The following is an 11,960-nucleotide window of genomic DNA, read 5'->3' as shown; positions in this document are numbered from 1 at the left end:
AGCGAAGGGACACCTTTTTTCATTTACATGCTTTCATGCATTGTACGGTTAATTACATCAATTTGTTGTTCACGAGTTAATTTAATAAAGTTTACAGCATAACCAGATACACGAATTGTTAATTGTGGATACTTCTCAGGATGTTCCATTGCATCCATTAATGTTTCACGGTTAAATACGTTAATATTTAAGTGGTGCCCTTCTTTTACTGCATAGCCATCAAGCATTGATACTAAATTACGTACTTGTACATCATCTTCTTTACCAAGTGCTTTCGGAATAATAGAGAATGTATTAGAAATACCATCTTGTGCATCTTCATATGGTAATTTAGCCACAGATAATAATGAAGCTAATGCACCTTTTGTATCGCGTCCATGCATTGGGTTCGCACCTGGTGCAAATGGTTCTCCAGTACGGCGGCCATCTGGAGTATTACCAGTTTTCTTACCGTAAACAACGTTAGATGTGATTGTTAAGATTGACATTGTATGAACAGAGTTTCTGTATGTTTTATGTTTACGAAGTTTATTCATAAATGTTTTTACAAGATTTACAGCAATCTCATCTACACGATCATCATTGTTACCGTATTTAGGGAAATCTCCTTCAATCTCGAAGTCAACTGCAATACCATTTTCATCACGAATTGGTTTTACTTTTGCGTACTTAATTGCACTTAATGAATCTGCTACTACAGATAGACCAGCGATACCTGTTGCCATTGTACGAAGAACGTTTGTATCATGAAGTGCCATTTCAATACGTTCATAGCTATATTTATCATGCATGTAATGGATAACATTTAATGTGTTTAAATATAGACCCGCTAACCATTCCATTGTCATATCAAACTTATGCATAACTTCTTCATAATTTAATACTTCAGAAGTAATTGGTGCGTACTCAGGACCAACTTGTGCTTTTGACTTTTCATCTTTGCCACCGTTAATCGCATATAATAATGCTTTGGCTAAGTTTGCACGAGCTCCGAAGAACTGCATTTGTTTACCGATTCTCATTGCAGATACGCAACATGCAATACCGTAATCATCGCCGTATTCAGGACGCATAATGTCATCATTCTCATATTGAATTGCTGATGTTTTAATAGACATTTTCGCACAGTAGTTTTTAAAGTTCTCTGGTAATTGTTTAGACCAAAGAACAGTTAAGTTTGGTTCTGGAGCTGGTCCTAAATTATCTAATGTATGCAAGAAACGGAATGAGTTCTTTGTTACTAATGGACGACCATCTAATGCCATACCACCGATAGATTCAGTTACCCAAGTTGGGTCACCAGAGAATAATTCATTATAATCAGGTGTTCTTGCGAATTTCACAAGACGTAATTTCATAATGAAGTGATCGACAATTTCTTGTACTTCTTCTTCTGTTAAAGTACCATTTGCTAAATCTCTTTCAATGTAAATATCTAAGAATGTAGAAGTACGTCCAAGACTCATTGCAGCTCCGTTTTGTTCTTTAATCGCTGCAAGGTATGCGAAGTATAACCATTGGAATGCTTCTTGTGCATTTGTTGCTGGCTTAGAAATATCGAAGCCATGAGAAGCAGCCATTTCTTTTAACTCTTGAAGTGCACGCATTTGCTCAGATAACTCTTCGCGTAAACGCATTGTATCTTCGCTCATTACACCACCAGTTAAATTCAAATCAGCTTTTTTCGCTTCAATTAAATGATCAATACCATATAACGCTACTCGGCGATAGTCACCGATAATACGTCCACGTCCGTATGCATCTGGAAGACCAGTAATAACACCTGATTTACGTGCATTTCTCATTTCTGGTGTGTATGCATCAAATACACCTTGGTTATGAGTTTTTCTCCACTCTCTAAAAATACGACTAAGTTCTTTATCCATTTCGTATCCATAAGATTCACAAGCTTGTTCTGCCATACGAATACCACCATATGGTTGTAAAGAACGTTTAAATGGTTTATCAGTTTGGAAACCGACTACTTTTTCAATATCTTTATTTAAGTATCCTGGGTCATGTGATGTAATAGAAGAAACAATTTTTGTATCCATATCAAGAACGCCACCGTTTTCACGTTCTTTCGTTGTTAAATCCATTACTTGATCCCAAAGTTGTTTCGTTGCTTCAGTTGCTTCTGCTAAGAAAGATTCGTCCCCTTCGAAAACGTTTACATTATTTAAAATGAAATCGCGAACATCAATCTCTGCTTTCCATTTTTCACCTTTAAAGTTTTCCCATGCGTTTTTAACATTTTCTAATACTTGAGTCATCCTAATCTCCTCCATTTTTGATTAGTACAGGACTAAGATTTTTTATATAACAGCTTACACACTTAGAATACTACTTTTTTACGAAAGTGAACGAAATAGTTGTGACATGTTTGTGAAATGTTGAGCAAACTACTATATATATAGTGTTAACTTCATTTAAAAGTCTTTAAAATTAACCCTTTCCTTAATTGTATTTTTTTGGTATCCTTATATACGAGTCCTATTTTGTAATATAAGAACAATACCCATTGTAGAGCTGTAATACTCTTATCTCCTAATCTGTTATAGTTTTTATAACAGAACAAAAAAGTGTACACATGTTGTACACTTTTTTTGTTACTTCTATAAAACATCTCTTTTTCTATTGCCATCATAGAATCCGCCACGATTGTCTGTTAATGCAATTATTTGATCTAGTCCTTCTATATGATCACCTATAATTCGAAGTACAGCTGGTGGATGACCTATTTTAGCAAAATGTTCACTGGGACGAATACGGTTCATCTTATCGACCTCAACACGACTTACACATGCAACTTCAAATCCTGAAAGAATAGCTTTCACTTGGGCTACACACGGCGCCAGTAAAGATCTATACCCAATTTCTTTCAAACACTTACGGCTAAACGCATTCGGTACAGCGATAAGAGAGCCTACGCCTAGATCTTTTCTATCACAAGCTAAATTTAATGCATATTTAAATGCAGTTACAAGATGAAGCGGTACTCTTAAATCTAAATAATGATTTAGATCATTTAATGCAACATCTGTTCCATCTGCAATAGCTTTCGCAAAAGGATATAGCTCACTCGCTGGAATAACAAAATCGCCATCTATAAATAACACAATTTCTCCTTTTGCAAAATACGTTCCAAGTGAGCGCCCCACATCATTTCCGAGTGCTTCTTTATATACAATTGTCGTTGCCCCTTTGTCTTTTGCAATTTTTTTCGTTTTATCTGACGAACCATTTACGACAACGATAATTTCGAAGGGTTCAATTTTGCGAAGCTCTTCTATAACGTTTCCAATTGTTTTCTCTTCATCTTGTACGGGAATAACAACCGATAGTTGCTTTCCTTTATAGAAATCAGATGTAACACCCCACCCTTGATAAAACTCTTCAAAACTTAAAGTATGATAGACACTATCCCTTTTCCTATTTCCATCATAATATCCTCCGCGCTCATCACTGCTTAATATCCGTTCTGCTACTGCTTCTATATGATCACCTATCATTCTTTTTTCAGATTGGGAAAGATTTGTCCCATATGCAACATGCTGGAATGGACGAAATTTATTCGGCGTAATAACGTCAATAGCACAATGACGACTAATTCTCCATTTACTTTGAACTAGGCGTAAATGAGCCACAATAGGATTAACAAAACATTCATATCCGATGCTTTGAACGACTTCTTTCGTCAGCGCATGAGGTACATCTAATAAAGAATTCATTTTTAATTCTTCACGCTCTAACATTGCATTTAATATTTGGCGCCATACTGTAATAGAAGTGGTTTTTTGCCTTTTTAAAAATAATGCATCCAAATTATTTAAAACTACATCTGCCTGATCGTATAAAATCGGATTAAGGAATAATTTTAATTTTGAAGTTGGAATAGCAAAATCACCATCTATAAATAGTAATACATCACCTATCGCATGTTTTGCGCCGACTGCACGTCCAACATCGTTCCCTAGTAGCTCTGTATGCTTGATTACTTTACACCCTAAACGATCTGCAACATCTTCTGTTCCATCATTACAACCGTTTGCTACTACAATGATTTCTACTGGATTTAATGGTCTTACCGATTGAATAACGTCTGAAATCGTATCGACCTCATTACATGCAGGAATAATAACAGATAATGACTTAGCCATTGTTTTGTTCACGAAACCACTTAATTGTTTCCTTCAATCCGTTTTCCCACGTTACTTTCGCCTGAAATTGAACAAGCTCTTTTAATTTTGTTACATCTGGTCTTCTATTTGGAATTTCTTCAAAACCATGAGGATATACTTCTTCAAAAGGCACTTGGACAATCTTCGAAGAAGAATTCGTTAATTTTTTAATTACTTCTGCTACTTCTTTTATGCTCTTTTCATTCTCAGAACCTATATTAATAATCTCACCATTTACCTTCTCATCCATTGCCCGAATCGTTGCCTCTACCGCATCACTTACATACGTAAAACAACGTGTCTGCTTTCCATCTCCATATACGAGAATGTCTTCTCCTTGCAGTGCCGCGCGGATAAATCGCGGGATTACTCCTGCATATGGACCATCTTTCGCTCTTGGACCATAAATATTAAAGTATCGAACAATCGTTACTGGTAAACCTTCTAATGCGTACCCTAAACATAATGTCTCTTCCAACGTTTTACAAACTGCATAACTCCAACGAATTTTAGAAGTTGCCCCGTACAATCGATCTCCCTCTTCAGAGAAAGGCGGCTTGGCCTTACCATATACTTCTGAAGTAGAAGCAAAAACTACTTTCTTCTTTCCTTTTAACGCTGCTTGTAAAACATTTCTTGTCCCATCAAAATTCGTTTCTATGAGCTCTATACTTTTTTCCATTGTTGTTTTCACACCTAAAATTGCTGCTAAATGAAACACGACATCATGCTGATCTACTAATTCATAAATAGAATTTTTATCTAAAACACTTATTGGAATAACACGGATTTCTTTCATTAACTCTTTATGGTACTTATTTTTACCTTTATAAAAGTTATCCACAACAGTGACCTCATAACCTCTTCTCATCAACTCTTCAGCTAAATGCGACCCGATAAATCCGGCCCCACCTGTAATTAAACATTTCTTACTCATTTACTCACCTTCTTTACAATCCCGCGTGTATCTATTACTCGATCCATTCCTTTAAAAAGCTTCCAATCAATATTAGAATGATCCGTTAAAATTAAAATACAATCCGCTTTTTTAACTTTTTCTTCATCTAAAGAAACAGATTGGTACACCTTATCTCCAATTTCCGCGAAAGAAATATAAGGATCATGATATTCTATCTCGTATCCTTGATTTCTTAATAATTGAATAATCGGTAACGCTGGTGATTCTCTCAAATCATTTACATCTTTTTTATACGCAATCCCTACAATTAACACCGTTGCGGGTGATTGCACCACACTTTTTACTTTGCGGACCATTTTCTCTGGCATTTCTTCATTAATTATATGTGCAGCCTCAATTAATTGACTAATTGCCCCATTCTTTTTTATTCTCCATTGAAAATATAAAGGGTCTACGGGAATACAGTGTCCCCCTATCCCTGGCCCTGGCCAATACGGAGTAAACCCAAATGGTTTTGTAGATGCCGCTTCAATGGCCTCATAAAAATCAATGCCTAAACTTTCACATAGTGTGTTTAGTTCATTTACTAAAGAAATGTTAACTAAGCGCTGAATATTTTCAAATAGCTTGCACATCTCTGCTACTTTCGGAGAGCTAACAGGTACAACTTCGTCAAAAATGGTACTATATAAATCCTTTACCTTTTGTTTACACTTTTCTGTTTGTCCACTAATAACTTTTGGAATAGCTTGAACTGAATATTGACTATTTGCTGGATCAATTCTCTCAGGGGAATATCCGATATAGAAATCTTCCCCTACCTTTTTACCATTTTGAGAAATAATAGGTAGGATGACTTCTTCAAGTGTGCCTGGATATGTGGAGCTTTCAAAAATGAAGGTTTGTCCTTTTTGAAGGTTTTGTTGTATATAATGCGAAGCTGAAATGAGGGCACTTAAGTCTGGTTCTCTTTGTTCATTAATTGGAGTCGGGACAGTGACAATAACATAATCACTATTTTGAAAATCAGCAATGCCTTGATCCGGTGTATTTACTGTTAATTTTTTTTTCGTCAATAAACTTTGTAACTCTTTAGAAGAAACATCCGGAATATAACTTTCTCCTTTTATAATTGAGTCTATTTTTCTAATATCTTTATCTAATCCAAGTACTGTATGCCCTCTTTCTGCAAAATGTACCGCTAAAGGAAGGCCAACATACCCTAGCCCAATAATAGCTACTTTACTACTATTCATTTGTATTCTCTTCTTCCCTTCTCAATTGTTGAATTACATCTCTATCTCTATCTCCATCTGTAAAACCACCACGTTCGTCCGTACATTGTAATAAATACGCAACCGCTTCAAGTTGATCACCGAAAATACGATCAAATGCTGAAATACGCCCATTTACAAATTCGTGTTGCTCTGGACGTACGCGATTTGTTTTTATAACATCTACTAACTCTACTGTTGTAATAGAGAATCCTTCTAAAATAGCTTTCACTTGTGCTAATGGCGGAATGATAAGGGAATCATATCCTATTTTCTCTATTACCTTCTTATGAATGGCATGTGGTACAGCAGTTAGTGAGTTATTCCATAAATCTGGTCGTTTCGCTATCAAATTCACAAAGTATTTTCCCATACTAATTGGATCTGCTGGATGAAACATATCTAATAAGCATTGTAAATCATTTAACACCACGTCATTTCCATCTTCAACAGCATGTAAAAATAGAGTGAGTTTTTTTGCTGGAATAACAAGATCACTATCAACGAATAAACAAATATCTGCCGTAGCATGCATGGCACCTATTGCTCGTGCTACATTATGTCCAAGCGCCTTCGTAAATTCAACAACAATAACATTCTCTAGCTTTGCCTGTTTAACAGTCTCAACATCTGCTCCATTCGCGACAACTATAATTTCATCTACACCTGCTTCTTTCACTTCTTTTATAACAGACCTTATGGTTATTTTCTCTTCTGATACTGGGATAATGGCACTATATTTCGCTTTATTCTTTTGTAATAAAACTGGTTTATACTTTCCTACAAACTCTCTATCTCTATTGTTCTCTGAAAAACCACCGCGTTTACCATATGTTTCGATTACGTATTGTAAAGCTCGCAAATGATCACCCATAATACGACTAGTCGCTTTCGGATAAGGAGAGCCAGGTGATGTACCAGTATGCACAGGTCGAACTTTATTTGTGTAGATGACATCAACTGAAGCCATATCAGAAATATCTACTCCTCTAGACATCGCCATCGCTTGAAATAATGCTGGATCTGCTAAATTCCACCACCCCAGTTTTTCAATCACTTTACGACTTATCGCATGTGGTATTGCAATTAAAGATCCTACAACAAACTCTTTCTTGTTCAAATAACGATTTAACATATATTTTCCAACCGTCGTATAATGCGGTCTCATCTTCAAGTAAACGGACCATGTTAAATTATTTAAAACAATCTCATGCCCTTGTCGTATTCCTTTAATAAAATTGTATAATTCTTCACTTTTCATGACGATATCACCATCTAAAAACAAAACAATCTCACCTTTTGCTTCTCTAGCACCAATTGCCCGTCCCACATCATTACCAAGAGAATCTCTATAATAAATTACACGGCAATTATGCTGTAATGCTATTTCCTTCGTCCCATCTGTAGATCCATTATCTACTATGATAACTTCATATGGTTCGAGCTTTCTTACCTCTACTAAAACTTTTGATAAAGTACTTGCTTCATTATGCACTGGAATAACAACTGACACTCTCATACTTGTATCACTCTTACCCTTCCAAGCGAACATAAGCAATAATAGGAATACGCACAACTACATCTTCTGGTGGTCCATAAGAAGGAGAAGTACGAACAATTACTGCCCCATCCGTCACAGATAAAAGAACGCCTGCAATGATTTCTACAGCTGTCACAACTTGCACTAGTTCGCCAACATGGTTACGTAATTCATCAGTAAATAACATATATAACTCTCCTTTCTTAAGCTTCTTTAATTGATATAATACTTGTAAATGGTAATAAAACTTCAGTTCCTATTCCTTCTTGCAATGTTAAAAAGTCATCACCAACTGCTACAATAACACCTGTTAATTGTCCAACTGTCACCGTAATCTCTACGCTTTTACCTAAATACTGCTTTGCAATTTCTTTAAAAGGTGATGTATTGCATTCTTTTAAAATGTTACAAATAATAGATTGAAATCTACTTGATTCAATAACTTCTTCCGTAGCTTGCTTAGAGTTTCTTTGAATAAATCTCGCGAAGTTTTGTGAAAATAAAAGTCTTTCCACAGCAGGCAATAACTTATTATCTAAAAAATAATCTAATTGTCTATTAAACAATCTTGATAATTTATGCCAATATTTTCTGAACAGACACATACACTTCTCCTCCTATTATTTTTAGATTATAAAATTTTACATCCATACATCTTAATGTATACAAAATGGATATTTTTGTGATAGGTAAGACATACATTTTCTAAAAGAAATATTTGTTTCAGAGCATAAAAAAAACTATCCAAAAGGATAGTTTCTTACACTTCAATATTCCGCAATATCGAATAAATGTCATTATTCACTTTACCAAATGATTTAATATTATTTTGAATGTTAGATAATAAAACAACATATACACTACCATTTTTACTAAATCCGTTTAAGCAATTCCAACCTGGCATTACACCATGATTCGAATAGCTTCCTGGGTCTACGTACCATCCAAACCCGTAATCCTTTTTTCCACCCGTAAACATTTGATCGTAACTCTCTTTTGAAATTAATTTTCCAGAGTATAACGCCTCATTAAATAAATATAAATCATGTGCACTCGTATATATATCACCACAACCATAAAGTTGTGACATGCTTGGAATATTAGGTGTTGTCATATTATTATTTACTATTTTATAACCCGTTGATGGGAATCTTGTTTGTTCTAACGCTGTGCCAAAGCCAGAATGTTTCATACCCGCAGTAGCAAAAATATGTTGTTTAATATATTCTTCGAGTGACTGCCCACTTACCTTCTCTGCAATATAAGCAAGTATAGAGTAGTTCGAATCAGAATACTTCCACTTCTCTCCCGGACCACCAATACGCTTTTGATTTCCTATCCGCTTTATCAGTTCTTCATGAGAAATATCTTCTTTTCCCTGCTCATATTCGGGAATCCCTGATGTATGTGTTAATAGATGTTTTAGCTGAATATTATTACCTTGTGGAAAATCTGGAATATACTTCGCAACAGTATCTTCTACTTGTAATTTATTTTGATCTTTCAATTGCATAATAGCAGTTGCTACAAACGCCTTTGAAATAGAACCAATATAAAAAGTCGTCTCTGAATTATTCGGTACTTGCTGCTCTTTATTTGCCATACCGTACCCTTTATTCAGAAGAACTTTTCCGTTCTTCACAATAACAGCTGTCCCGCTAAATCCTGCGTTTTGTAAATACTGGTCCAATTGAGCGTTTTCATTAATTTCTTGAGGTGGTCCTTCAGCAGGTTTCTCCGCTGCTTGCGCTTGCTTCATTTGTTCTTCCTGCTCTTTTTGTTTTTGCTTCTGTACTTCTTGTTTCTTTTTTTCTTCTTTCTTTTTTAACTCTTCTTGTTTCTTCATTTCTGCTGCCGCTTTTAAAGTTTCTTCTTTCTTATTATGCGCAACAATTTTTGTATACATGAAATATACAAGTGATAATAGTAAGACGAGAATGATTGTTCTTTTTATGTATACAATCGGCCGATGTGCTTTCCCATTCGCATTATTTTTTTCCTGATCCATAATTGCTTTTTTCCCCTTACTCACCAATAATTTAATTCCTCTACTAAAGATTCGTTTTAGTAGATTATGGATAATCCATTCTATATCATCCCTACTTTATCACGCACTGCACATATTACCAACCTATATGTACAAAAAAGAAAAAGAAAATTTACAAAAGTAAGATTCCCGTTAAATTATTAACAAAAAAAAGAGGATATCCTCTAAAAAATTGATGTTATCAATCTTTTGGGACATCCTCTTATCTCATTATTTATACGTGTTTTTTCATATCATCGGCAACAGATTCAACATTTGTACCTACGATAACTTGTACACTAGTATTACTTAATTTCATAACACCTTTTGCACCAGCACGTTTTAATGCTGCTTCATTTACTTGACCAGCATCTTTTACTTGTAAGCGTAGACGTGTTGCACAGTTATCAATAACTGTTAAGTTTTCTTTTCCGCCTAAAGCTGCTACGTAAGTTTCACCAATTGAACCTGCAACTGGTGCATCACCATCTTCAACTAACTCATCGTCATCTTCACGACCAGGAGTTTTTAAATCGAACTTCTTAATTAAGAAGTAGAATACTATGAAATAAATTGCTGCGTAAATTAAACCGATACCTGCTAGTAAGACTGGTTTTGTTGCAATACCGAAGTTTAAAGCATAATCGATTGCACCGGCACTAAATGAGAAACCATCATGAATGCCAAGTGATGTTGTAATGAATAAAGAAAGACCTGTTAGTACAGCATGAATACCATATAATACTGGTGATAAGAACATGAATGAGAATTCAATAGGCTCTGTAATACCAGTTAAGAATGAAGTTAATGCTAGACCAGCTAACATACCAGTAACTGCTTTACGCTTTTCTGGTTTAGCAGCTGCAATCATTGCGAAACATGCTGCTGGTAAACCGAACATCATAACTGGGAAGAAACCAGTCATAAACATACCTGCTGTTTTGTCACCTGCAAGGAAACGAGCAATATCACCATTAACAACATTACCTGCTGCATTTGTAAAGTCCCCAAATACAAACCAGAAGTATGTGTTCATTACGTGGTGTAAACCAATTGGGATTAATAAACGGTTTAATAAACCAAATAATCCTGAACCAATTGCACCTAAATTAACAATTCCATGAGCTAATGCATCAATACCATTTTGAATTGTTGGCCAAATTTGTGCAAATAGAATTCCTAATATCAGCATCACAACTGATGTAACAATTGGAACGAAACGTTTTCCAGCAAAGAAACCTAACCATTCTGGAAGTTTAATCTTATGGAATTTATTATAAAGAAGTCCTGCTATAACACCAACAATAATACCACCTAAAACTTTCATATCTACTTTAGTCGATAATTCAGCAGCCTTAGATACTTGTGTCATTGTATCCGCAAGCTTAGATGGATCTACATTTGCGCTATTACCTATTAAATCTTGGACTTTACCTAATTTACCTTGTAATTCAGCAGTTGAATACCCTTTGCTAAGTGCATCAATACTATTTTTCATAACAAGATAACCAATTGCACCTGCAAGACCTGCTGCACCACTACCATCCACTGAAAGACCGATTGCAATACCAATTGCAAAAATAAGTGCTAAGTTATCAAAAACTGCTGCGCCGGCCTGTGCCATAACAGGAATATCAAATACATCTGGTTGCCCTAAACGAAGCAATAATCCTGCTGCTGGTAGTACTGCGATCGGAAGCATTAAAGCTTTACCAATACGTTGTAAAAACTGCAACATTTTAATTCCCCCTAATTTAATTTATGAAATCGTTATCATTATAAGTACGCTTTAGAAAACGCTTTCTATTACATAACCATAATAACATATAGTTGTATAGATGTGTAGTTTTTATTTCCGAACTTTTTATGGATAAATCTCCTATTTCCAAACTGTTATATAAAAGGAAAATTCTCCTTTTTAAAATACAGAATACTCGAAACGAAAGACCTATTATAGCACATTGAACTTTCGTTTTATCATTCCACTTTTTCATGTTATTATTTATTTCCGAGCATATCG

The 11,960-nt window shown here is 35.1% G+C and carries 10 protein-coding genes and 1 pseudogene; all 11 read right to left on the bottom strand.

Features of this window, described 5'->3' with window-relative positions; translation table 11 throughout:
• Positions 1-23 precede the first annotated feature (23 nt).
• Positions 24-2,273: a formate C-acetyltransferase gene (gene pflB / locus BLT20_RS22275; RefSeq protein WP_000195471.1), complete on the bottom strand. Its 2,250-nt coding sequence runs from the start codon at positions 2,271-2,273 to the stop codon at positions 24-26.
• A gap of 152 nt (positions 2,274-2,425) precedes the next feature.
• Entirely contained in the window at positions 2,426-2,647 is a 222-nt protein-coding gene (locus BLT20_RS22270; RefSeq protein WP_002094217.1) for a hypothetical protein, read from the bottom strand.
• A complete protein-coding gene (locus BLT20_RS22265) occupies positions 2,616-4,160 on the bottom strand; it encodes a glycosyltransferase family 2 protein (protein ID WP_061685377.1) in 1,545 nt (514 codons plus the stop codon). The genes BLT20_RS22270 and BLT20_RS22265 overlap by 32 nt, the downstream gene beginning before the upstream one ends.
• Positions 4,153-5,118, bottom strand: coding sequence for an NAD-dependent epimerase/dehydratase family protein (locus BLT20_RS22260; RefSeq protein ID WP_000037020.1), 966 nt, complete (start codon positions 5,116-5,118; stop codon positions 4,153-4,155). Before BLT20_RS22260 ends, BLT20_RS22265 begins: the two co-directional genes overlap by 8 nt.
• Positions 5,115-6,356: a nucleotide sugar dehydrogenase gene (locus BLT20_RS22255; protein ID WP_001088921.1), complete on the bottom strand. Its 1,242-nt coding sequence runs from the start codon at positions 6,354-6,356 to the stop codon at positions 5,115-5,117. The genes BLT20_RS22260 and BLT20_RS22255 overlap by 4 nt, the downstream gene beginning before the upstream one ends.
• Positions 6,349-7,893 (bottom strand): glycosyltransferase family 2 protein, encoded by a 1,545-nt coding sequence (locus BLT20_RS22250; RefSeq protein ID WP_001266466.1) that lies wholly within the window; start codon positions 7,891-7,893, stop codon positions 6,349-6,351. Before BLT20_RS22250 ends, BLT20_RS22255 begins: the two co-directional genes overlap by 8 nt.
• A 13-nt stretch (positions 7,894-7,906) precedes the next feature.
• On the bottom strand, positions 7,907-8,101 hold the full coding sequence (locus tag BLT20_RS22245) for an LSm family protein (RefSeq protein WP_000899469.1): 195 nt from the start codon (positions 8,099-8,101) through the stop codon (positions 7,907-7,909).
• Between the two features lie 16 nt (positions 8,102-8,117).
• On the bottom strand, positions 8,118-8,519 hold the full coding sequence (locus BLT20_RS22240; protein ID WP_000335532.1) for an LSm family protein: 402 nt from the start codon (positions 8,517-8,519) through the stop codon (positions 8,118-8,120).
• Between the two features lie 155 nt (positions 8,520-8,674).
• A complete protein-coding gene (locus BLT20_RS22235; RefSeq protein ID WP_000371812.1) occupies positions 8,675-9,922 on the bottom strand; it encodes a serine hydrolase domain-containing protein in 1,248 nt (415 codons plus the stop codon).
• 253 nt (positions 9,923-10,175) lie between these two features.
• Entirely contained in the window at positions 10,176-11,678 is a 1,503-nt protein-coding gene (gene nagE, locus BLT20_RS22230) for an N-acetylglucosamine-specific PTS transporter subunit IIBC (RefSeq protein ID WP_000938900.1), read from the bottom strand.
• A 141-nt stretch (positions 11,679-11,819) separates the two neighbouring features.
• Positions 11,820-11,934 (bottom strand): annotated as a pseudogene (locus BLT20_RS31365) (transcriptional regulator).
• Between the last annotated feature and the right edge of the window lie 26 nt (positions 11,935-11,960).

Source organism: Bacillus sp. cl96, assembly GCF_900100505.1.
Lineage (GTDB): Bacteria > Bacillota > Bacilli > Bacillales > Bacillaceae_G > Bacillus_A > Bacillus_A cereus.
The sequence above is the reverse complement of the archived record's forward strand: the minus strand, read 5'-3'. Positions and strand labels throughout refer to the sequence as shown.